Consider the following 22,662-nt stretch of genomic DNA (forward strand, 5'->3'; position numbering starts at 1 on the left):
CGGCGACTACCGGTCGTCGAGCGCCTCCCCCTCGACGACGTCATCGACGAGGTCCGTGGCGTCGTCGGCGTCGAACGACCACTGCGCGGGGCGCTCGGCGCCCTGCGCACCGACCCACAGGCCCGAGCCGCCCGGCTGCACGTCGACCACGACGGTGTCGCCGTCGCGCACCTCCCCTGCGAGCAGTGCTCGCGCGAGCCGGTCGTCGATCTCGCGCTGCATGAGCCGGCGCAGCGGTCGCGCTCCGTACATCGGGTCGTAGCCGCGCTCCCCCAGCCACTGGCGTGCCGCATCCGTCACCTCGACGATCAGCCGCCGCTCGCGCAGGCGACGGTCGAGCCCCAGGATCTGGATGTCGACGATGGCGCCGAGGTCGTCGAGCGACAGGGCGTCGAAGATGACGATGTCGTCGAGCCGGTTCACGAACTCCGGCTTGAACGCCGCGCGCACGGCGCCCATCACCTCGTCGCGCCCCTGCTCGGGCGAGATCGTCGGGTCGGTCAGGTAGGCCGAGCCGAGGTTCGACGTGAGGATGAGGATGGTGTTGCGGAAGTCGACGGTGCGGCCCTGGCCGTCGGTGAGCCGGCCGTCGTCGAGCACCTGCAGCAGCAGGTCGAAGACCTCGGGGTGCGCCTTCTCGACCTCGTCCATGAGGATCACGGAGTACGGCCGGCGGCGCACCGCCTCGGTCAGCTGCCCGCCCTGCTCGTAGCCGATGTAGCCGGGAGGGGCGCCCACGAGGCGCGCGACGGAGTGCTTCTCGCCGTACTCCGACATGTCGATGCGCACGAGCGCCTTCTCGTCGTCGAAGAGCAGCTCTGCGAGCGCCTTCGCCAGCTCGGTCTTGCCGACACCGGTGGGGCCCAGGAAGAGGAAGGAACCGGTGGGCTTGTCCGGGTCCGAGACGCCCGCGCGGGTGCGGCGCACCGCATCCGACACCGCCGAGACGGCCTGCCGCTGCCCGACCACGCGGTGCGCGAGCTCGCCCTCGAGGGCGAGCAGCTTCGCCGTCTCGCCCTGCAGCAGGCGGCCGACGGGGATGCCCGTCCACGCCGCGACCACCGCGGCGATGTCGTCGGCCGTCACCTGGTCGCCGACCATGCGGGCGCCCGCCTCGGCGGCGCTCGCCTCGGCGTCCTTCAGCTGCCGCTCGATCTGCGGGATCTCGCCGTACAGCAGCCGCGATGCTCGTTCGAGGTCGCCCTCGCGCTGGGCGCGCTCCGCTCGGCTGCGCAGCTCGTCGAGCTGCTCGCGCAGCCCGCCGATGCGGTTGAGGCTCGCGCGCTCGGTCTGCCAGCGCGCGTCGAGCTCGGCGAGCTCGGCGCGCTGCGAGGCGAGGCTCTCCTCGAGGGCGGCGAGGCGCTCCTTCGAGGCGTCGTCCCGCTCGCGCTTGAGCGCGAGCCGCTCGATCTCCATGCGGTCGACGGTGCGGCGCAGCTGGTCGATCTCGGTGGGGGCCGAGTCGATCTCCATGCGCAGCCGGCTCGCGGCCTCATCGATGAGGTCGATCGCCTTGTCGGGCAGCTGGCGAGCGGTGATGTAGCGGTTCGAGAGGGATGCGGCGGCGACGAGCGCGCTGTCGGCGATCGTCACCTTGTGGTGCGCCTCGTACCGCTCCTTGAGCCCGCGCAGGATGGCGACGGTGTCCTCGACGCTCGGCTCGCCGACGTAGACCTGCTGGAAGCGGCGCTCCATGGCCGCGTCCTTCTCGATGAACTCGCGGTACTCGTCGAGCGTCGTCGCGCCGATGAGGCGCAGCTCGCCGCGCGCCAGCATGGGCTTGAGCATGTTGCTCGCGCCCTGGCTGCCCTCGGCCGCGCCGGCGCCCATGATGATGTGGAGCTCGTCGATGAACGTGACGATGCGCCCCTCGGCCTTCGCGATCTCGGCGAGCACGTTCTTCATGCGCTCCTCGAAGTCGCCGCGGTACTTCGAGCCGGCGATCATGGCGTTGACGTCGAGCGCGACGAGCGCCTTCCCCTTGAGACTCTCGGGCACGTCGCCCGCCACGATGCGCTGCGCGAGACCCTCGACGACGGCGGTCTTGCCGACGCCGGGCTCGCCGATGAGCACCGGGTTGTTCTTCGTGCGGCGCGAGAGCACCTGGCTGATGCGCCGGATCTCGGCGTCACGGCCGATCACCGGGTCGAGCTTGCCGGAGCGCGCGAGCTCCGTGAGGTCGGTGCCGAACTGCTCGAGCGCCGACCGCTGATCCTCCTGGCCGGGCATCATGCCCCCCATTCGTGCCATCGATTCCCCCATCGATCCAAACTTGAGTGGTGTTGACTCAAGTTTACTCCGGATGCGGGAGATTGGCTAGGAGCACGGCACATCTCCTCCCGCCTTGAGCGCGGCATCCGGTCTCGCAACCCGGTAGCGTCACGACCACCGGGATGCTCGTCCCGCCGTCGAGCTGGAGGAGCCGCCATCGACACCGCCTGGCACTTCCCGGTCATGATCGTCGCGTCGCTCGCGCTGTTCATCGCCATGCTCCGTCTCGTGCTGGGACGCGCGCTGTTCATGCGACGGCGCCGCGCGGTGCTGGTCGTCTCGGCGATCGTGGTCGTGCTCGGCATGCTGTTCGGCAAGTACGGCGCGACGGCGCTCGGCCTCCCCTGGTGGATCTACTACCCCGTGCCGGCGCTCGTCACGATCCTGCTGCCGCCGATCGTCTTCCGGCTCCCTTGGAGACGGACGCTCCTCTATCTGCTGCTCAGCACGATCTCGGCGCCCCTCATCCACGTGCTGTTCTCGTTCCTCCTCGGCTGGAACGAGTACATGCCGTTCATCCCCATCCCGAGCCTCGCGTCGCTGCTGCGCTGACGCGCATCCGCAGAGGCGTTCATGGAGCCCCTTCCGCGGTCGACGGCGGGTACGTGAGGATGCGCCACTCAGGATTGCTGTCGAAGAAGGCGTCGAGCCCGGCGGTCCACACGACCGCGCTGCACCTGCGAGAGGTCGAAGCGGGCTTCCCCGCGCACACGTCGCTGCCACCCTCGATGGCGCTGATGATGCCCGCGGCGTACAGCTCTCCCTCGACGATGCGGAAGACCGGTCCCCCGCTGTCGCCGCTCCCCGCCGCCGGCAGATCGGCCGTCTGCACGGATCGATACTCGTTGCTGTAGCTGACGACCTCGCCATCGACGATGAGGTTGAGCGTCTGCGGTCCTGAAGTCACGGTGTTGTCGCACACCGTTCCGGACTGCGAGCCGTTCGTGCACCAGCTGTGACCGAGCACCGGCGGGCTGTACCCCCGGACCGCGACGCCCCTCGAGGTATCGAACGGCCCGACGAAGTTCACACCCCAGTACGTGACCGGCCCGGTGAGCATGCGGATGTCCGCCCCGTCGGCGAAGGTCTCCTGCGCCGTGCCGAACAGCGGGCTGTTGGAGTACAGGCCGGCTCCCCAGACGCGGCCGACCTCGCCACAGTGATCGGCGAACAGCATCCCGGCCTCGTTCGACGGAACAGCGGGTCGCTCCACGGCGAACCCGGAGGAGCACGCGCTGTACGCCGCAGTCCCCGCGACCGGGCTGCTGATGTGGGCTCCGCCCCAGTACGGCTCGCCTTGGAACTGCCGATCCGTCGCGATCGCCTGCGAAGCATCGACCACGGTGACCGGGTAGTCCACCTCGAACCGAGCCTCGATCTGCTCTGCGACCCGAGCGAGGGTCATCGGCAGGGTCGAGTGGGGCGCGACGACGCCGACCTCGATGCCGCTGCCGTCGACGCGGGGGCCGGCATGGGCGATCCGGATGCCATGCACCGTGTGCTGACGCGCCAATGCATCCGACGCCGCGACCAGCTGCGAGATCGGGTATGGGTCCATGACCATCTCGAAGCTGCCCGCGGGGAGGACGTCCGCGACGGCCGCCTCGATCGCCGCGCGATCGCCGTGCGCGTGCACCCTCAGGATGCGAGCATCGCGGTCCCACTCGTACAGCCCCAGTGCGTCGCGGACCGGGTGGGCTTCCAGCGTCGCGAGGGCGTCCGTCAGCTCCGCGGACATGCCGTCTGCGGCGGCATCCAGCACACCACCCGGGTCGACGAGGTCCGCGACGGCCCCGGGCGTCGGGACGTCGACCGGGGCGGCGACGACCGCGGAGGTGGTGGCCGACCCGCCAGCCGCTGGAGCGAACGGCGCAGCCGGCGCAAGCAGCACCGCTGTTGACAAGACCACGATTCCGATCGTTCGCATCATCGGCCGTTCTCCCCCGAGTGGCTCTTCCTGCTCAGCGAGCAAGGTACTCCGGAGGACCCACGACCCGCCCGCAGCGAGCTTCGACGTCCTGCGCGATCGCGGATGCTGGACGCGACCTGGGAGAACCGGCACGGCGCGCGATACCGGCCGATACTGGGGTACAGGGCGCCGATCGCGGCGACCTGTCGAGCGCAGCGACGCGAGCGAACGAGGAGATCGACATGAGCACCGCCAGCCCGAACGACTCCACCCCTCGGAGCCAGCCCTACCGCCCCGACCCCGACCGCCAGAGCGCCAGCGACGACGTGACGAGGCGGCACGACGTCGCCGCCGATCGCGACGGTGACGGCGTGGCCGACCACCGAGAGGCTGCGGGCGGGCGGGACCGCGATCGCGACGGCGTCGCCGACGGCCGCGAGCGCCGCATGGAGGCCGGGCGCACGGCCGACGTCCGGCACGACCGCGAGACCGTGGTCGCGCGGGAGCGCGAGCGCTTCGGCGGCGTGAAGGTCGGCTCCGCGTTCTTCGGCTGGCTGACGGCCACCGGCGCCGTCGTGCTGCTCACCGCGCTCGCGGCGGCCATCGCGGCGCTGATCGCCTCACTGTCCGGCGGCATCGGCGACGCCGTCCAGGATGCGCAGCAGAACCTGCAGTCGACCGGCATCTGGGGCATCGTCATCCTCCTGGCCATCTGGTTCATCGGCTACTACTGCGGCGGCTACGTCGCCGGGCGCATGGCGCGGTTCGACGGCGCGAAGCAGGGCGTCGCGGTCTGGGCCTGGGCGGTGATCATCGCGATCGTGGCAGCGCTCATCGGGCTCGTCGCCGGTCAGAACTTCGCCCTGCCACCGGGTGCGATGCCGACGCTGCCGCTCCCGGAGGATCAGGCGACGACTGCGGCGATCATCTCCGCCATCGGCGTCGCGATCGTGGCGCTCGTCGGCGCCGTGCTGGGCGGGCTCGCCGGGATGCGCTTCCACCGGCGGGTCGACCGGGCGGGCTTCGAGGTCACCTCAACAGAGCCGCGACGGTAGCGACCGCACGGCTCGGATCATGGCGACGCTCGGGAGCGTCGCTTCCGGGAGTAGGGTGGCCGCCAAGCCTGAACTTGACGGCCAGCCTCTCCGCAACGTCGCGGACACCTCCCGGGTGCGAGGCTCGCATCACAAGGGAGCATGCAATGAAGCATTTCGTACGAGGCGCGGCGATCGCGGCGAGCGCGGTGCTCGCCCTCACGGGCTGTGCGGGCGGCGGCTCGGCGGAGCCGGTGCCCGAGATCACGGATCCAACCCTGGGAAGCGTGCCGGAGGGCGTGCTCGACGGGCACACGCTCACCTTCGCGGGCGACGGCGGCAGCACCCAGGACGGCATGATGACGGCCTGGTTCGACCCGTTCTCGAGCGCCTCGGGCGTCAGCTTCAACCAGGACTCACCGCAGACGATGGCGAAGATCGACGCGCAGGTCACCTCCGGCAACATCCAGTGGGACTTCGTCTCGAGCTACGCCGACCAGATCGAGCGCGAGTGCGGCCGACTCTTCGAGGAGCTCGACATGTCGAAGCTCGATGTGTCGGAGATCCCCGAGAGCATCCCGCTGCTGGACTGCGGCGTGCCGTCGATCGTCTACGGCGTCGCCATCACCTACAACGCCGACACCTTCGGTGAGGCCGGACCCACGACCTGGGCGGACTTCTTCGACACCGAGGCGTTCCCCGGCAACCGCACCTTCTACAACGGCGATGGCAACATCGACGCTCCGATGGTGCAGGGCGCTGCGATCGCGGCCGGCTGGGATCCGTCGACGCCGTTCACGGAGGAGTGGGCGAGCGCAGGACTCGACAAGATCGAGGAGATCGCCGACTCGGTGGTGTTCTACAACACGGGCGCCTCGGCGCAGCAGCTGCTGGAGTCGGGCGAGGCCGTCATGGGCGCCGCCTGGACTGGGCGCATCCTCGCAGCCGCGCAGAACGATGCTCCTCTCACCACGAGCTGGGACAACTGGATCGGCGTCATCGACTACTTCGCGATCGTCAAGGGCACGGAGAACCGCGAAGCCGCGTACTACGCCATCAACTACGCGCTCGGCGCAGAGCAGCAGGCGGCATTCACCGAAGCCACGGGGTACTCGCCGGCGAACGTGAACTCGGCGCCTGAGATCGACGAGCTCACCGAGCAGTACTTGGTGACGGCTCCGGACAAGGCTGACGCGAGCGTGCCCGTCGCCACCGAGTTCTGGGCGGACGCCGCCATCGTGGCTCCGCTGCAGGACCGCTGGAGCTCGATCGTCGCAGGCGGCTGATTCACGTCGCGGGGTTCCCGCTTCGATGATCGGAGCGGGAACCCGACCCGTACTCCTACGCACCGGGGAAGAGGGAACCTCATGGCAAGCAGCGCCGACACGTCGCAGTTCTCGGCACTGAGCACGCGAGCGATCGCGACGGGTGGCCAACCGGAGTCCAAGCCTGCCGGCCGCTCCTCGAACGGCAGGGGCATGCTCCTGCTGGCGCTCGCGCCGGCGTTCCTCGTGCTCGCGATCTTCTACTTCTATCCGATGCTCGCCGTGCTCGTCGGAGCCTTCACCGATCCGCAGCCCGGCCTGCAGAACTTCGAGTGGTTCTTCAGCCAGCCGGTCAACGTCGAGGTGCTCTGGCGCACCATCGCGATCAGCTTCTGGGTGATGGTCATCTGCGTGCTCGTGGCCTACCCCTTCGCGTACTTCATGACGTCCACGTCGCCCAGCGTTCGAGGGCTGCTCATGCTCGCGGTGCTCATCCCCTTCCTCACCAGCACCGTGGTGCGGACGTTCGCATGGGTCCTGCTGCTGCAGGACAGCGGACCGATCGGAGACTTCTTCGCCCTCTTCGGAGTCGAGCAGCTCGGCATCCTCCGCACGCCGACCGCGGTGCTCATCGGCATGGCCCAAGTGCTGCTGCCGTTCGTCGTGCTGCCGATGTACTCGACGATGTCGCAGATCGATCGGCGGTTGCTCACTGCCGCCGAGAGCCTGGGCGCAACGCGGACGAAGGCCTTCCTCAGCGTCTACCTGCCGCTGTCGCTCCCGGGCGTCGCCGCTGGTGCGCTGCTCTGCTTCGTCCTGGCGCTCGGCTTCTACATCACACCGGCCATGCTCGGGAGCTCGCAGGAGACGTTCCTCTCGACACTGATCCAGGGCCAGGTGCAGGGCCTCGGCCAGTGGGGCCACGGAGCGGTGATCGCACTCACACTGCTGGTCGTGACACTCGTGATCCTCGGCATCGCGGGGCTGATCGGGAGGCGCGCCGGCGGGGATGCGGTGTCCAGCATGGTGGGAGGGAGCAAGGCATGAACGACACCGGTCGACGGCCGTCCGTCCTGCTCGCGATCTTCGCCGTCATCACCTCGATCTGGCTCGTCGCGCCGATGTTCGTCGTGGTGCCGATCTCGTTCGCCGAGAACGCGAGCTTCCAGTTCCCGCCGCAGGGATTCTCGACGCGCTGGTATGAGCAGTTCTTCACCGACCGGAGCTGGCTCAGCTCGCTCGGCAACTCCGTGCTGATCGGTGTGCTGACCTCGGTGATCTCGGCACCCCTGGGCACGATCGCGGCGCTCGCGATCAACCGCTCGACCAGCAGGCTCGCAAGGCTCGCGCAAGGGCTCATGCTGACCCCGATGATCGTCCCCGCGATCATCGCCGGGGCCGGCATCTACACCTTCTTCCTCGTCACCGACCTCGTCGGGACGATGTTCGGCTTCGTGCTGGTGCACGTGTGCCTCGCGATCCCCTTCGTCGTGATCGCTGTCAACGCCTCCCTCGTGGGCTACGACCGCACGCTCGAGCTCGCTGCCGCGAGCCTCGGCGCGAAGCGCATCGCGACGTTCTTCAAGGTCACGGTGCCGCTCATCGCACCCGGTATCGCAGCCGGCGCTGTCTTCGCCTTCGTCACGAGCTTCGACGAGGTCATCGTGTCGCAGTTCATGGTGAGCCCTGCGCTGCAGACCCTGCCGATCACCATGTACTCGAGCGTCACCAGGTCGACCGACCCGACGATCGCGGCGGCCGCCACGCTCATCCTGGTCTCCGTGATCCTCGGATTCCTTCTCTACCGGTTCGTCGTCGTCCCGCTCGGACGACGTCGCGCCGTCGTGCCGGAGGACGAACAATGACGCCAGCGCTTGCCACCGACCGGAACACGGGTAAGGAAGCTCTCATGGAGAACGACTCGACCATCCTCAGCCTGCGTGGCCTCGTCAAGCGCTACGGCGAAGCCACCGCGCTCGAGCGCGTCGATCTCGACGTGCGTCGAGGCGAGTTCCTCACGTTCCTGGGTCCCTCGGGGTCGGGGAAGACGACCACCCTCAACCTCATCGCCGGATTCATCGAGGCGACCGAGGGCAGCATGCTCCTCGACGGCGAGCCGCTCGAGAAGCTGCAGGCGCACGAGCGCAATCTCGGCGTCGTCTTCCAGCACTACGCGCTCTTCCCTCATATGACGGCGAGCGGGAACGTGGAGTTCCCGCTGAAGCAGCGCAAGATGTCGAAGTCCGAGCGGACGACGGCCGTGCAGGCTGCCCTGGAGATGGTGCGGCTGGGCAGCTACGCCGATCGCTACCCGCGACAGCTCTCGGGCGGTCAGCAGCAGCGTGTCGCGCTGGCGCGCGCGGTCGTCTATCGCCCTCCGATCCTGCTGATGGACGAGCCGCTCGGCGCGCTCGACAAGAAGCTGCGCGAATGGCTGCAGCTCGAGCTCCGTCGCATCCACCGCGAGCTCGGCAGCACGTTCATCTACGTCACGCACGACCAGGAGGAGGCGCTCGTGCTCTCCGACCGGATCGCGGTGTTCAACGAGGGCAGGATCGAGCAGATCGGCAGCGCGCACGACCTGTACGACGCGCCCGAGACCCTGTTCGTGGGCCGCTTCATCGGCGAGTCCACCGTGATCAAGGGCACGTTCGCGGACGGCCGCTTCACGGCCGCCGGCCGCGGGCTGCAGGTCACGGGATCGATCCCGTCAGGTCGGGGGGCGGTGCTGATCCGCCCGGAGAACCTGGCCATCTCCGGACCGGACGGCACCGGTCTCCCGGACCGGGCCGTGAATCGCATCGAAGGCACGATCGAGGACATCGTCTATCTCGGCCCGGCGCGCAAGTACAACATCGCCACCGAGCACGGCACGGCGATCGTGCGGGTGCCGGAGCGCGAGGCCGCGGCAGCACGCATCGGCGACCGAGTGATGTTCGGCTGGGCGCCCGACGACGCGGTCCTCCTGGCCGACACCGAGACCCCGGTCGAAGCCGTCTCGGCGACCTGAAACGGAGCGCGCACACATGATCAACGGAAACGTCTCGCATTGGTGGACCTCCATCGGCCTGCCGACGCCCAAGCCACCACTCGACGGCGACCTCGACGTCGACGTCGCGATCGTGGGCGGCGGCTACACCGGGATGTGGACGGCCTACTACCTGAAGCAGGCCCGCCCGGACTGGCGCATCGCGATCCTGGAGGCGCGGTTCTGCGGGTTCGGCGCATCCGGGCGCAACGGCGGCTGGCTCACGAACTCGGTGACGGGCGGCCTCAAGCAGTACGTGCGGACGCACGGCCGCGACAGCGCCCAGCGGTTCCAGCTCGCGATGAACGACACCATCGATGAGGTGATGAGGGTCGCGGCCGCGGAGGGCATCGATGCCGACATCGTCAAGGGCGGCAGCCTGGAGGTGGCGTACACGCCCGCGCAGGTCCGGCGGCTGCAGGCCATGCTCAAGGCCGAGCGCACGTGGCGCGGGACGGACTGGGAGGTGCTGAGCGCTGCGGAGTCGCGAGCGCGCATCGATGTGGACGGGACGCTCGCCGGCGCGTGGCAGCCGCACGCTGCACGCATCCACCCGGCCAAGCTCGCAGCAGGTCTCGCCCGCGCCGTCGCGGACCTCGGGGTGGAGATCTACGAGTCGACCTCGGTGCTGGAGATCCGTCCGCGCGAGGCGATCACCGCCAGGGGCACCGTACGGGCCCAGGCGATCGTGAGAGCGACCGAGGGATTCACCGCGGGCATCAAGGGGCTGCACCGCGAGTGGTTGCCGATGAACTCCTCGATGATCGCCACCGAACCGCTCAGCGGCGCGCAGTGGGATCGCATTCGCTGGCACGGCCGAGAGCTGCTCGGCGACTTGGCACACGTGTACATGTACGCGCAGCGGACCGCCGACGACCGGATCGCCTTCGGCGGCCGTGGCGTTCCCTACCGCTGGAACTCGCAGACCGACGACGACGGGCAGACGCAGCCGGTGACGGCTCGCACGCTCGGTGACCTGCTGATGCGGTTCTTCCCCCCGCTGCGAGGGATCACCATCGAGCACCTGTGGTCTGGGACGCTCGGGGTCCCGAGGGACTGGGCGTCCACCGTCGACTTCGATCCCGTCACCGGCATCGGACATGCGGGCGGCTACGTCGGCACGGGCGTCACGGCCACGAACCTGGCTGGCCGCACGCTGCGCGACCTCATCCTCGGCGAGCACAGCGAGCTGGTCGAGCTGCCTTGGGTCGGCCACACCGTGCGGCAGTGGGAGCCGGAGCCGCTGCGCTGGATCGCGACTCGCGTCATCTACGGCGCATACGGCACAGCCGATCGCATCGAGTACCGAGGGAAGCAGCGCACCTCGGCCCTGGCGACCGTCGCCGACATCGTGTCGGGTCGCGTGCACCAGCACTGATCCGCCGACGAGCGGAGGAAGCTCTCGAGCGGACGACGCATCCGCCGCCGATAGCGTGGACGCATGACGACCGGCCCGCTCCACACCACGAGGCTCGGCGAGCAGGGCTCCCCGGTGATCTTCTGCCACGGCCTGTTCGGGCAGGGCAAGAACTGGACCCAGATCGCGAAGACGCTCGCCGAGCGGCACCGCGTGACGCTCGTCGACATGCCGAACCACGGTCGCTCCGCGTGGACCGACCGGCTCGACTACGTCGAGATGGCGGATGCCGTCGCGGGCCTCATCGACGAGCCGACCGCGCTCGTCGGCCACTCGATGGGCGGGAAGGCCGCGATGCTCGCCGCGCTGCGCCACCCGGAGCTCGTCGAGCGGCTCTGCGTCGTCGACGTCTCGCCGGTCGCGTACCGCGGGAGCGACGAGTTCCGCGGCTTCATCGACGCCATGCTCGGCATCGACCTCGACGCCATCGACTCACGCTCCGATGCGGACGCAGCCCTCGCGAGCGCCGTCCCCGATGACGGCGTGCGCGCCTTCCTGCTCACCAATCTCCGCCGCGAGGGCGACGGCTGGCGCTGGCTGCCGAACCTCGAGGTGCTGCGCCGCGATCTCGACGAGCTGCGCGGCTGGCCCGAGACCGGCGCCGTGTACGACGGGCCGGTGCTGTGGATCGCCGGCGCCGACTCCGACTACGTGCGCGACGACTACCGCGAGGCGATGGAGGCGCGCTTCCCACGCGTGCGGCGCGTGACCGTCAAGGACGCCGGCCACTGGGTGCACTCCGTCCAGCCCGCGGTCGTCGCCGGACTGCTCGAGCACTTCCTGGGCGACGCGGCGGCCTGACGTCGAAGCCCCGCATCGCGCGGTGGCACAGCAGCGACCGCCGCGACACGGATGCGTCGCGGCGGTCGGAGGGCGGACGGAGCGATCGTGCAGGCGCGGCCGCTCAGCGGTCGACGGCGACGACCGAGAGGTCGTCGGCGAGGTCGACATCCACGTCCTCGCCGCCCTGGAGCACCTCGACCTCGAAGCGCACCCGCTCGTCGTCCTCGGCCTCGATCGACAGCACGGTGCCGCCGCCCGCCGCGGCGATCGCGGCGGCGCTGATGTCGGCGACGCGGGTCGGGTCGAGCGGCGCATCGCTCGACCGGTCGTCGTCGTCATCGGCGCGGACGAGCGGCTCGCCCGAGACGGGCACGCGCACGTCGAGCTCGCTGCCGTCATCCAGCCGCACGTCGACCTTCCAGCCGCCGTCCTCGATCTCGACGCTGGTGGCCGAGCCGCCGCCGGCGGCCCGCACGGCGGCCTCGAGTGCCGCGGCGAGGTCCGACGGCTCGGAGGAGACGCCCGCGGCGGGCGCGGCGGAGCCGCCGTCGTCGCTGTCGTCGTCGTCGCGGTCGCCGCCGTGGTCGTCGGCGCCGGTCGAGGGGCTGGGCGTGGCACCGGGCGCCGCGCCGGGCTGCGCGGGCTCGCTGGTCGACGTCGAGGCTGCGGGGTCGTCACCGTCGTCGACGGCGTCGGCGATCGACATGCCCACACCGGCGACGGCGAGCACGACGGCGGCCGCTGCGGAACCCACGAGGATCGGCTTGAGGATGCCGCGGCCGCGCTTCTGCGCGGGCTCGGGCGCGGTGTCGTAGACCGCGGTCGCGGATGCGCTGTCTGCGTCGGTCGGCGTGACAGGGTTGCGGGGGGCCGGGTCGTTCGCGGCGACGGGACCCTCGGCCCCGTCGTGCTCGGGCTGGTAGGGATCGCGGGGAGTCTGCTCGTTCATGACCACCACGTTCCCCGAATGGCGCTGACGCGAGACTGAACGATCCTGAACGCGGATTCAGCGCGTCGAGCGCGCGTCGCGATGGCCCGGCGCGACCGGCAGCTCGAGCACGAAGCGCGCACCGCCCGACGGGGCGGCCGTCACCCAGGCGTCGCCGCCGTGCGCTCGCGCGACCTCGCGCACGATCGCGAGCCCCAGCCCCGAGCCTCCGTCGTCTCGAGCGCGCGCGTCGTCGAGCCGCACGAACCGCTCGAAGATCCGCTCCCGGTGCGCCTCGGGCACGCCAGCGCCGTCGTCGTCGACCCAGAGCATCGCCCTGCCGTCACGCACCACCGACCCGATCGCGACCCCGTGTCTCGCGTGCCGCAGCGCGTTGTCGACGAGGTTGCGGCACGCGCGACCGAGCAGTCGAGCGTCCCCGACGACCGGAGCGACGCGCACGGCGGCGCCGTCGACCGTTCGGCCGAGCGCGCGCACGCGCTCGACCTCCGCGTGCGCCAGATCGTCGAGGTCGACCGGCCCCCGCTGTGCGCCAGCATGCTCGTCGAGCCGGGCGAGCAGCAGCAGGGCCTCGACGATGGCGTGCATCCGCTCGCCCTCCTGCAGCACGACGTCGGCCAGCTCGTCCTGCGCCACCGACTCGGGGTGGGTGCGCGCGAGCTCGGCGAACTGCCGCATCGTCGCGAGCGGCGACCGCAGCTCGTGCGACGCATCCGAGACGAAGCGCTGCCGCGAGCGGGCGCCCTCTTCGACGCGCGAGAGCATGCGGTTCATGGTGCCGGCGAGCCGGTCGAGCTCATCGCCGCGGCTCGTGGTCTGCACGCGCCGGTCGAGGCCCGAGGCGTCGATCGCGTCGACCTGGGCGCGCATGCGGTCGACCGGTGCGAGGGCGCGGTCGACGACGATCCAGACCACCGTGCCCACCAGGATGACGGCGAGCGGCACCGCGACCGCGAGCAGCGCGGTCGCCGAGCGCACGGCGTCGTCGACCGAGCCCAGCGACCGAGCCACCACGATCGTGCCGGCGTCGACGTCGGCAGCGACGACGACGTAGCGCTCGCCCTCGACCGACGCCACGATCGGCTCGGGCCCGTCCGGCACCGGCACGGAAGCCGCGGGGTCGGCGTTCACGACGACGCCCGCCTCCGACCGGAGCGCCACGAGCACGTCGTCATCGCGCTGCACGAGCGCGGCGGTCTGGATCGTGCCCTCGTCGACGCCCTGCGCGAGCGCGTCGAGCTCGTCGGCGAGCTGCTCGGCGACGGAGGCCTGCAGCATCCGCTCGAGGGTCCAGACGAGCGTCACCGCGCCGGCCGCGAGCGCGACCGCGACGATCGCGAGCGCGGCGGCCATGATGCGCAGGCGGATGGATGCGCGCCGCCGCACGTGCCCTCCGCCCGGCGCGCGCTCAGCCACCGTCGGCCGCCAGCCGGTACCCGGAGCCGCGCACGGTCTCGATGGCCTCCCGATCGAAGGGGCGGTCGACCTTGCGTCGGATGCGGCCGACGTAGACCTCGACGATGTTGGGGTCGCCCTCGAAGTCGTCGGACCAGACGTCGTCGAGCAGCTCGCGCTTCGTGACGACCTCGCCCCGCCTCCGCATGAGCAGCTCGAGCACGGCGAGCTCACGGGCGCTGAGCTCGAGCCGCACGTCGCCGCGGTGCACCGTGCGCGCGGCGGGGTCCAGCCGCAGGTCGCCGGCCTCGAGCACGACGGGTCGTTCGCGACCGCCCCGACGCTCGAGCGCCCGGATGCGCGCGACGAGCACCGGGAACGAGAAGGGCTTGGTGAGCCAGTCGTCGCCGCCCGTGTCGAGCCCCTCGACCTCATCCCACTCGCCGTCCTTCGCGGTGAGGAAGAGCACGGGCGTCCAGATGCCCTCGGCGCGCATCGTCTGGCAGACGCGGTAGCCGCTCATGCCCGGCATCATGACGTCGAGCAGCACGACGTCGTATGCGAACTCGCGCGCCCGCCACAGGCCGTCCACGCCGTTGTTCGCCACGTCGACCGTCATCCCCTCGGCGAGCAGACCGCGCCGGATGCCCTCGGCGAGGCGCGCTTCGTCGTCGACCAGGAGCACCCGCATGTCTCGAGCATGGCCGCTCGCGGCTGACGCGGCGCTGAACCCGGCGCCGGACGCCGAGCGTGTCGGGTCGGTCGACCGCAGCCGACGCGAGCGCCTCGACGCCATGGGAAGATGGAGCCCGTGCCTGCAGCCGACGATCCCCTCGCCAAGGTCGTGCTCATCGGCGGCGCCTCCGGCTCAGGCAAGTCGCGCATCGCCGAGCAGTCGGGGCTGCCGGTCCTGCGGCTCGACGACTTCTATCGCGAGGCCGACGATCCCGCACTCCCCCGTCTCGAGACCGGCGAGGTCGACTGGGACCACCCCGGCTCGTGGCATCTCGACCGGGCGATCGACGCGCTCGAGGAGCTCGCCCGCACCGGCCGCACGGCCGCGCCGATCTACGACATCTCGCGCAGCGCATCCGTCGGCTCTCGCGACGTCACGCTCGACGGCGCACCGCTCTTCGTCGCCGAGGGCGTCTTCGTCGGCGAGGTCGTCGCGCTCGCCCAGCGACGCGGCATCCTCGCCGACGCCCTCTGCGTGCACCGCTCCCGCTGGGTGACGATGGCACTGCGCTTCGCGCGCGACCTCCGCGAGCGCCGCAAGTCGCCCGCGTTCCTCGTGCGGCGAGGGATGCTGCTCGCGCGCCGCGAGCCGGTGATCGTCGCTCGGCTGACGGATGCGGGATGCCGGCCCGTGCGCGTCCGCGCGGCCAGGCGGATGCTGGCCCACGCCCGCTGAGGCGGGTCTTGCGACAGGTACCCGCTGACGCGGGCCTGCGACAGGTAGAGGGCCAGTGGCTCCCTGAGTCGCCTCAGAGGAGCACCTGGCCCTCGACCTGCGGAGCAGCCGCGGCTACTCGTAGCGCAGCGCGTCGATCGGGTGCTGCTTGGCCGCGCGGCGGGCGGGCAGCGTGCCGGCCAGGAAGGCGATGCCCATCACGATGGCCATGATCACGGCGATCGCGACCGGCTCGAACCGCACGATCTCGAGCCCGGGCAGCTCGGCGAACAGGCCGTCGGCGAGGATCGGGCTCGCGATCGTGCCGAGCAGCACGGCGACGCCGACGCCGAGCGCGCTGCCGAGGAAGCCGATGAACACGGCCTCCATCGAGAACAGCCCGAACACGCGCCCGGAGCGCATGCCCATCGCCTTCATCAGCCCGATCTCGCGGGTGCGCTCCTGCACGCTCATGAGCAGCGTGTTGACGATGCCGAAGCCCGCCGCGAGCAGCGCGATCACCGCGAACGCGTTGAGGATGCTCGTGACGACTTCGATGACCGTCTTGAACGCGCCGATCTGGTCGGCGACCGTCATGCCCTGGAAGCCGGCGTCGAGCAGGTCGGCCTTGATCGCGGCGATCTGCTCGGCGGTCGACGCGGGGTCGATGGATGCGTTCGCCATCAGGTAGACCGGTGCCACGTCGCCCGTGACACCTGTCCGCTGCGCCGCGAGCACCGCGTCGGCGAGCGCTCGGTTCGCCTCCGCGCCCATGTCGAGCAGCCCGGGGTTCATGACCCCGACGACGACCGCGTCGACCTCGTGGCGCGTGCCCACGGCATCCGTCAGACCGAGCACGACCGGCTGGCCGATCGCTGCGTCGGCGTCGGCGAAGCCGAGCGCGTCGACGTAGTCGGCGGGCAGCTGCACCTGGCGCTCGTCGACGTCGGCGACCGCGGTGCCCGCGGCCATGTCCGGGACGAACGCGCCCGACGCGAGATCGAGGGGCAGCTCGTACTGCTCGGAGCCGCCTGCCTCGATGTAGTCGACGGTGAGCGACACCATCGGCGTGACGCTCGTGATGCCGGCGACGTCGGCGATCCGGTCGAGGTCGGCCTGGTTCATGCCGACCGTTGCGAACCCGGGAGGGCCGTCGACGCCGGTGACGCCTCCGGTCGACCGCTCCTCGTCGTAGACCGCGGGGCCCGCGTCGACGGGGCCGTCCTCGGGCGCGGGCGTCACCGCGAGCACGCCCGGAGCGCCGATCGCGCCGACCTGGCCGTCGATGAAGCTCGAGACGCCGGCGCCGATCGCGCTCGTGATCGTGAGCGTGAACGCGCCGATGAAGATGGCGATCACGGTCAGCGAGGTGCGCAGCTTGCTGCGGAACGTGTTCTGCACCGCCGAGGCGATGACGTCGCCGGCCCTCATGCCGCCACCGCCTCGAGCTCGGGCGCGACCTCGAGGCCGTCGCGAAGGTGGATCTGCCGGTCGCAGCGGGCCGCGAGCTCGAGGTCGTGCGTGACGATGACGAGCGTGATGCCCTTGGTGCGGTTGAGCTCGAAGAGGATGTCCTCCACCACGCCGCCCGTGACCGAGTCGAGGTTGCCGGTCGGCTCGTCGGCGAAGATCACCGTGGGCTCCCCGACGAGGGCGCGTGCGATGACCGCCCGCTGCTTCTGCCCGCCGGAGAGGTCGGTGGCCCGGTTGCGGGCTTTGTCGTCGAGCTCGAGCGCCCGCAGCGCGGCCATGCCCCGCTCGGTGCGCTCCCGCTTGCCGACGCCAGCGATCTTCAGCGGCAGCACGACGTTCTCGAGCACCGACGCGTCGGGCACGAGGAAGAACTGCTGGAAGACGAACCCGAAGTCTCGGTTGCGCAGCCGGTGGATCTCCGCGGCGCCGAGGGTGGCGGCATCCGCGCCCTCCACGAGCAGCGCGCCCTGGTCGGGCGCGTCGAGCAGCGCCAGGATGTGCATGAGCGTCGACTTGCCCGAGCCGCTCTTGCCGACGATCGCGACGGACTCCCCGCGGCCGATGCGCAGCGACACCCCCTTGAGCGCGTCGAAGCGGCCGGCGCCGTGCCCGTAGGACTTGTGGATGGACTCTGCTTCGAGCACCAGGTCTGGCATGCGCGCCGCTCCTCGATTCGTGGGCTGCGGCTGTCGCAGCACGTCGATCGTCTCGTCGCGGCGTGCGGTGCGTGCGGGGGTTGGCCCTACCCTTCGGGGTGGTTGGCCGGAGTCCTCCCCGCGCGCCTACTCCCCGACCTGCACCTCCTTGCCGTCGACGACGACGTAGGTCGCGGTGCGGAAGGGGGCCGGGGTGAGCGTCATCGCGACCGCGCCGCTGTCGGCGACGCGCACATCGGTCACGTCGAATCCGGATGGGCGGGCGACGTCGTGGAAGAGCCGCTTGCCCGGGCCGACGACCGTCGGGAAGACGATGAGGCGCAGCTCGTCGAGCAGGTCCTCCGCGATCAGCGTCTGCAGCAGCTGCCACGAGCCGTGCACCTGGAGCTCGCCGTCGCCGGAATCCTTGAGGGCGCGGATGCGTGCCACCACGTCGTCCGCGATGACGCTCTCGGTGCCGTGCCACGACGCATCCGCCTGGCTGAGCGTCGTCGAGACGACGTGCTTCGGCGCGGTGTTGAGCCGCTGCGCGACCGGGTCGTCGGGGTCGGTCACCTGCGGCCAGTACTCGGCCATCATCCCGTAGGTGACGCGGCCGAACAGCAGGGCGTCGGTCCTCGCGAACCAGCCCGTGACGACCTCGCCGACCGTGTCGTCGAAGGCCGGGGCGACCCATCCGCCGTACCGGAACCCACCGCTCGTGTCCTCCTCCGCCCCGCCGGGGCCCTGCATCACGCCGTCCAGCGTCATGAACTCGTGCGCGATCAGTCGCATGCTGCGCTCCCTCGATCCTCGCGCGGCGGCATCGGCGCGGCCGCGACGAACCGAGCATGCGCCGTAACGGAACGCTTCGCAAGAGGTCAGATCTGCCCGTGAATCCGCTGAAAACGACTGGCACTCGCACTGCGCGAGTGCTAATCTGGCTGCGCTCCGAGGGGCAGACCCCCCGGGGCTGCCACAGACACAGGGGACCGTCGCACAGGGGCGGCGGCCCGTCGCTCAAGGAGGTGGTTGTCAATGGCACTGACCTTCGACCCGTTCCGTGAGATGGACCGCATGGCCGCTCGGCTGATGACGAGCGGAGGCACGGAGCGATCCTCGAGCTGGATGCCGATGGATCTGTACCGTGCCGGCGATCACTACATCGTGAACGTCGACCTGCCGGGTGTCGACCCGGGCTCGATCGACCTGAACGTCGACGCCAACACGCTGACGATCCAGGCCGAGCGCACGATCGGCTCCGCCGACGGCGCGCAGTGGCTCGCGCAGGAGCGTCCGGCTGGCCGCTACATGCGGCAGCTGGGGCTCGGCAACGATGTCGACCTGGAGCAGATCCAGGCGCACTACGAGCACGGCGTGCTGATGCTCACGATCCCGGTCGCCGAGCGGGCGAAGCCCCGCAAGATCACGGTCGAGCAGCGCGATCGCCAGTCGGCGATCAGCACCGGCGGCTCGCAGCAGAGCGAGGCCACGGCGGGTGCGAGCAGCTCGTCGGAGGGATAGCGGTCGCACGGCCGATGCGGCGCCCCCGTCCCCGCGGACGGGGGCGCCGCCGCGTGTGCGGGCGCGCACGGGGCGCGGCCGTCACGCGGTGAGGCGGTTAACCCGGCGCTGCACTGCTGAGCGGCGGATGCGTACCGGCCGCCCGCCGCGCCTCACGGCGGGCGATCGCGAGCCACGTGCGAGGCCCCGCGAGCCAGCCGATGAGCGTCGACGCGATGATCGAGCCGACGACGTAGACGGCCGTGATGAGCCAGAAGCCGACCACGCCGGTGAGCAGCACGACGAGCCCGAGCAGCCAGCTCGAGAGCGTCGACAGCACCGCTTGCAGCGCGGTGCCGAGGGCGGCGCCGCGGAGCGTGACGGCGGCGGCCTCCGGCACGCCAGCACGGCGCATCCGTCGCGTGCTGAGCCAGCATCCGAGCGCCATCGCGCCGACGGCGAGCAGCACGAGACCCAGCACGAGCGGCGCAAGAGGGGTGACGTCGAGCTGCTCGATCCAGTCGACGACCGAGCGACCCCACTCGACGTCGTCGAACAGGTCGATGACGGCGGAGCGCACGATCAGCAGCACGAGCGCCGCGACCAGCAGCCCCCAGACGAGGCTCGCGCCGGCCCCGACGAGCGCGAGGCCGGTCGCGCCGGCTCGGCGCACCGCCGTCCGCTGCTCGGCGTCGAGCGGATCCGGCGATGCGGCGCGACGCGCGACGCTCATCGCCGAGCCGGGTCGCCGCGCAGCTGCACCCGGGTGAGCTCCGCCTCGTCGCGGGCGCGAGCCTCGGCCTCCTCTGCCTCGGCGAGCGCGGCGAAGTCGATGCGCGGTCGTGCGGAGGCGAGGTACAGCCAGCCGAACAGCAGTCCCACGCCGCCGGTGAGCGCGATCGCGATGGCGAGGAGCGTGAACAGCGCCGTCCACATCGAGCCGACCGTCAACGACGCCGAGCTCGCCGCGACGATGAAGAAGAGGCTGCCGAACAGCGCCATCGGCCAGACGAGGAGGCCGACGAGCCCGGTCGCCGCCGTCGTGCAGAGCCACGCGAGCCACGTCGAGCGGTGCGGCTTCGCGAGCCCCGCCGACTTCGCCCAGAGCGCGTTCGTCAACCAGCCAAGCGCGAGGATGCCGCCGCCGATCAGCAGCCCGATGAGCGCCGTCGCCCAGACCCGATCGGGAGTCGACCAGAGCGACACGACCGTCGTGAACGAGTCGGCCTCGAACTCGGCGACGTCGTCGCCGGAGACGTGCAGGAGGAACGCGAAGCCGACGATCAGGAAGAACGTCGTGAGGAAGTGGGTCGCGAGCGCCATGAGCGTCTGCCCGACCCACGAGCTGAGGAGCGCGGCAGCACGCTGTCGCTTCGACCAGCGGATGCGCGGCGGCAGCATGACGACCTGGGGGTAGACGGGCAGGCCGTACGGCGGCTGTGCACCGTACGACGGCATGCCGTAGCCCGGCTGGGCGTAGGCCGGTGCACCATAGGCCGGCGGACCGTAGGCCGGCTGGGCGTACGGCGACAGGCCATCGCCGAGCTGCCCGGATGGCGGCTGGCCGTACGGCGGTTGGCCGAAGCCGCTCGGCACGAGCCGCTGCGGCATCGATTCGGCGACCGCGGGCACGAAGCCGGGCGGCAGCATCGCCCCCTGCGGCGCAAGACCAGCGGCGGGGTTGGCGACGACCTGGGGCTGCACGATGACCGGACCCAGCGCCAGCCGCTCGCGCCGCAGCCGCGCGCGCTCCTCCGCCCGCGTCTCGAGCGCCTTGGCCGGCACGAGCTGATCGGCGGCGGGCGGCGCCGTCGCGGCGAGCCGGCGCGCGAGCCCCGCGGCGGCGGCTCGCGATGCCGCGTCGGCGGGCACGGGCGTGTTCGACCCGGGCGGCGGCGGCGCGCCAGCAGGGTCGTCGGGATTCGAGAGCGTCACGATCGATCAGCCTTCGACGGTCTCGAGTGCGGCGGCCGCGGCCGCACGGACGGCCGGGATCCGAGGCGTTGCTTGCACGGGCTCATCATCCCATCGACGCATTGGCGGGAGGCGAGGCCCCGCCCCCACGGTCGGTTCCGGGCTTCCCGCACCGATCTGCGGGTCGCCGGCTCCGGCACCCGCAGACGGGTACCGGAACGTCGCAGCCCTGCGCGCTGGCCGCACCGAACTGCGGGTCGCCGTGCCGGGCACCCGCGGATGCGTACCGCAAGGCGCCCGCCCGGCGCGAGGGTCAGTGCGTCGTGGGGCGCCAGAGCACGATCGAGCCGGGCTTCGACGGGCGCGCGCCCGCGCGGATCGTCGTGATGCCCGTCGTGCCGGCCGCGAAGACGCGGCGTCCCTGCTGCTGCATCACCGCATCCGCCAGCGCCGACTCCAGGTGGCGGACCCGCTGCCGCAGCTCGCGGTTCTCGTCGCTCATCTCGAGGATGCGGCGGATGCCCTCGAGCGAGACGCCCTCGCTCGAGAGCAGCTGCACCTGCCGCAGCCGGCCGACATCGCGCATCGAGTAGCGGCGGGTGTTGCCCGCCGTGCGGCTCGGCTGCACGAGCCCGAGCCGGTCGTACTGGCGCAGCGTCTGCGCGTGCAGGCCGGCCAGCTCGGCGGCCGCCGCGATCGAGAAGATCGGCGACGTCTCGTCGAAGCCGGCCGGCACGGGAGCCATCAGGCCGCCTTCGCCTTCGCGAGCAGCTCGGCGCGCGGCGACTCCTTCGGTCCCGCCTCGACGAACTGCTCGAGGTGCTCGACCTGCTCCTTCGTGAGGTGGCTCGGCACCGCCACCTGGATGGTCGCGAGCAGGTCGCCCGTGCCCTTCCGGCCGGCGACGCCGCGACCCTTGACCCGCAGCACGCGACCTGAGGGCGTGCCGGGCGCGACCTTGAGCCGCACCGGGCCGCCGCCGAGCGTGGGCACCTCGATCGTGGCGCCGAGCGCCGCCTCCGCGAACGTGACGGGCACGTCGACGCGCAGGTTGAGGCCGTCCATCGTGAAGACCGGATGCGGCCGCACCTGCACCGTGAGGATGAGGTCGCCCGGCTCTCCGCCGGTGGGCGACGGGTCGCCCTTGCCGGCGAGCTTGATCTTCTGCCCGTCGTGGACGCCCGCTGGCACCTTGACGGTCATCGTCTTGCCGCCGACGGTCAGCTTGAGCGTGTCGCCCTGCACTGCCGACGTGAAGTCGAGCGCCGCCCTCGCCGTGACGTCGCGCCCCTTGGCGGGGCGGCGCGCGCCGAACGGGCTCGCGCCGCCGAACATGCCGCCCAGCAGGTCGTCGAAGTCGCCCTGCGAGTACTGCACGCGAGGTCCGCCGCCGAAGCCGCCGAAGACATCCTCGAAGCCGCCGGAGCCGCCCGGCGCGAACCGCGGACGGCCACCGGCCATCGCGCGGACCGCGTCGTACTCCTGCCGCTGCTTCGGATCCGAGAGCACCGCGTGCGCCTCGGAGATCTCCTTGAACCGGGCCTCCGCCTTCGCATCGCCCGGATTGGAGTCCGGGTGGAACTGACGCGCGAGCTTGCGGTACTGCTTCTTCAGATCGGCAGGCGAGACATCCTTCTGCACGCCGAGGGTGGCGTAGAAGTCCTTGTCGAACCAGTCGTTGCTGGCCATGCGCCTC

22 protein-coding genes are annotated in these 22,662 nt (G+C 71.2%); 10 read left to right on the forward strand and 12 right to left on the reverse strand.

What is annotated here, in order from left to right; translation table 11 throughout:
* Positions 1-6: 6 nt before the first annotated feature.
* Entirely contained in the window at positions 7-2,250 is a 2,244-nt protein-coding gene (locus ACLQ21_RS03965) for an ATP-dependent Clp protease ATP-binding subunit (protein ID WP_425661697.1), read from the reverse strand.
* Positions 2,251-2,454: 204 nt separating this feature from the next.
* Between ACLQ21_RS03965 and ACLQ21_RS03970 the strand changes: the two genes are divergently transcribed.
* Complete coding sequence (locus tag ACLQ21_RS03970; protein ID WP_425661699.1) at positions 2,455-2,823, forward strand: hypothetical protein; 369 nt, start codon at positions 2,455-2,457, stop codon at positions 2,821-2,823.
* 19 nt (positions 2,824-2,842) lie between these two features.
* On the opposite strand, the gene ACLQ21_RS03975 is transcribed toward ACLQ21_RS03970, so the two are convergent.
* Positions 2,843-4,180, reverse strand: coding sequence for a hypothetical protein (locus tag ACLQ21_RS03975; RefSeq protein WP_425661701.1), 1,338 nt, complete (start codon positions 4,178-4,180; stop codon positions 2,843-2,845).
* 242 nt (positions 4,181-4,422) lie between these two features.
* Between ACLQ21_RS03975 and ACLQ21_RS03980 the strand changes: the two genes are divergently transcribed.
* From ACLQ21_RS03980 to ACLQ21_RS04010, 7 genes are all read left to right on the forward strand, one after another.
* On the forward strand, positions 4,423-5,235 hold the full coding sequence (locus ACLQ21_RS03980) for a hypothetical protein (protein WP_425661703.1): 813 nt from the start codon (positions 4,423-4,425) through the stop codon (positions 5,233-5,235).
* A gap of 146 nt (positions 5,236-5,381) precedes the next feature.
* Positions 5,382-6,500: an extracellular solute-binding protein gene (locus ACLQ21_RS03985; protein WP_425661704.1), complete on the forward strand. Its 1,119-nt coding sequence runs from the start codon at positions 5,382-5,384 to the stop codon at positions 6,498-6,500.
* Positions 6,501-6,581: 81 nt separating this feature from the next.
* Positions 6,582-7,526: an ABC transporter permease gene (locus tag ACLQ21_RS03990; RefSeq protein ID WP_425661706.1), complete on the forward strand. Its 945-nt coding sequence runs from the start codon at positions 6,582-6,584 to the stop codon at positions 7,524-7,526.
* Complete coding sequence (locus ACLQ21_RS03995; RefSeq protein WP_425661708.1) at positions 7,523-8,344, forward strand: ABC transporter permease; 822 nt, start codon at positions 7,523-7,525, stop codon at positions 8,342-8,344. Before ACLQ21_RS03990 ends, ACLQ21_RS03995 begins: the two co-directional genes overlap by 4 nt.
* Positions 8,345-8,388: 44 nt before the next feature.
* On the forward strand, positions 8,389-9,489 hold the full coding sequence (locus tag ACLQ21_RS04000) for an ABC transporter ATP-binding protein (RefSeq protein WP_425661710.1): 1,101 nt from the start codon (positions 8,389-8,391) through the stop codon (positions 9,487-9,489).
* A gap of 16 nt (positions 9,490-9,505) precedes the next feature.
* Positions 9,506-10,885: an NAD(P)/FAD-dependent oxidoreductase gene (locus ACLQ21_RS04005; RefSeq protein WP_425661712.1), complete on the forward strand. Its 1,380-nt coding sequence runs from the start codon at positions 9,506-9,508 to the stop codon at positions 10,883-10,885.
* A 63-nt stretch (positions 10,886-10,948) separates the two neighbouring features.
* Entirely contained in the window at positions 10,949-11,725 is a 777-nt protein-coding gene (locus ACLQ21_RS04010) for an alpha/beta fold hydrolase (protein ID WP_425661714.1), read from the forward strand.
* A 103-nt stretch (positions 11,726-11,828) separates the two neighbouring features.
* Here the strand turns inward: ACLQ21_RS04010 and ACLQ21_RS04015 are convergent, their stop codons facing one another.
* The 3 genes from ACLQ21_RS04015 to ACLQ21_RS04025 are packed head-to-tail and all read right to left on the reverse strand — an operon-like array spanning position 11,829 to position 14,742.
* Positions 11,829-12,656 carry a hypothetical protein gene (locus ACLQ21_RS04015; protein WP_425661716.1) on the reverse strand — a complete coding sequence of 276 codons (828 nt, stop codon included), beginning with the start codon at positions 12,654-12,656 and terminating at the stop codon, positions 11,829-11,831.
* A gap of 57 nt (positions 12,657-12,713) precedes the next feature.
* Positions 12,714-14,072, reverse strand: coding sequence for a sensor histidine kinase (locus ACLQ21_RS04020; RefSeq protein ID WP_425661718.1), 1,359 nt, complete (start codon positions 14,070-14,072; stop codon positions 12,714-12,716).
* Complete coding sequence (locus tag ACLQ21_RS04025; RefSeq protein ID WP_425661720.1) at positions 14,065-14,742, reverse strand: response regulator transcription factor; 678 nt, start codon at positions 14,740-14,742, stop codon at positions 14,065-14,067. The genes ACLQ21_RS04020 and ACLQ21_RS04025 overlap by 8 nt, the downstream gene beginning before the upstream one ends.
* A 120-nt stretch (positions 14,743-14,862) precedes the next feature.
* Here ACLQ21_RS04025 and ACLQ21_RS04030 point away from each other — a divergent pair, with 120 nt between their 5' ends.
* Entirely contained in the window at positions 14,863-15,462 is a 600-nt protein-coding gene (locus ACLQ21_RS04030) for a uridine kinase family protein (protein WP_425661722.1), read from the forward strand.
* 114 nt (positions 15,463-15,576) lie between these two features.
* On the opposite strand, the gene ACLQ21_RS04035 is transcribed toward ACLQ21_RS04030, so the two are convergent.
* From ACLQ21_RS04035 to ACLQ21_RS04045, 3 genes are all read right to left on the reverse strand, one after another.
* Entirely contained in the window at positions 15,577-16,872 is a 1,296-nt protein-coding gene (locus ACLQ21_RS04035; RefSeq protein ID WP_425661724.1) for an ABC transporter permease, read from the reverse strand.
* Complete coding sequence (locus ACLQ21_RS04040; protein WP_425661726.1) at positions 16,869-17,570, reverse strand: ABC transporter ATP-binding protein; 702 nt, start codon at positions 17,568-17,570, stop codon at positions 16,869-16,871. The genes ACLQ21_RS04035 and ACLQ21_RS04040 overlap by 4 nt, the downstream gene beginning before the upstream one ends.
* A gap of 126 nt (positions 17,571-17,696) precedes the next feature.
* Positions 17,697-18,344, reverse strand: a complete 648-nt coding sequence (locus ACLQ21_RS04045; RefSeq protein ID WP_425661728.1) for a dihydrofolate reductase family protein — start codon at positions 18,342-18,344, stop codon at positions 17,697-17,699.
* A 243-nt stretch (positions 18,345-18,587) separates the two neighbouring features.
* Here ACLQ21_RS04045 and ACLQ21_RS04050 point away from each other — a divergent pair, with 243 nt between their 5' ends.
* Entirely contained in the window at positions 18,588-19,073 is a 486-nt protein-coding gene (locus tag ACLQ21_RS04050; RefSeq protein WP_425661730.1) for an Hsp20/alpha crystallin family protein, read from the forward strand.
* Positions 19,074-19,170: 97 nt separating this feature from the next.
* Here ACLQ21_RS04050 and ACLQ21_RS04055 read toward each other — a convergent pair whose 3' ends face one another.
* The 4 genes from ACLQ21_RS04055 to ACLQ21_RS04070 all read right to left on the reverse strand — a co-directional run bounded on the left by ACLQ21_RS04055 (position 19,171) and on the right by ACLQ21_RS04070 (position 22,655).
* Positions 19,171-19,785, reverse strand: coding sequence for a hypothetical protein (locus ACLQ21_RS04055; RefSeq protein ID WP_425661732.1), 615 nt, complete (start codon positions 19,783-19,785; stop codon positions 19,171-19,173).
* Positions 19,782-20,987, reverse strand: coding sequence for a hypothetical protein (locus tag ACLQ21_RS04060; protein ID WP_425661734.1), 1,206 nt, complete (start codon positions 20,985-20,987; stop codon positions 19,782-19,784). The genes ACLQ21_RS04055 and ACLQ21_RS04060 overlap by 4 nt, the downstream gene beginning before the upstream one ends.
* Positions 20,988-21,279: 292 nt before the next feature.
* Positions 21,280-21,711: a heat shock protein transcriptional repressor HspR gene (locus tag ACLQ21_RS04065; RefSeq protein WP_425661736.1), complete on the reverse strand. Its 432-nt coding sequence runs from the start codon at positions 21,709-21,711 to the stop codon at positions 21,280-21,282.
* On the reverse strand, positions 21,711-22,655 hold the full coding sequence (locus ACLQ21_RS04070) for a DnaJ C-terminal domain-containing protein (RefSeq protein WP_425661738.1): 945 nt from the start codon (positions 22,653-22,655) through the stop codon (positions 21,711-21,713). Before ACLQ21_RS04070 ends, ACLQ21_RS04065 begins: the two co-directional genes overlap by 1 nt.
* Between the last annotated feature and the right edge of the window lie 7 nt (positions 22,656-22,662).

This window comes from Agrococcus sp. DT81.2 (genome assembly GCF_049844935.1).
GTDB lineage: Bacteria > Actinomycetota > Actinomycetes > Actinomycetales > Microbacteriaceae > Agrococcus.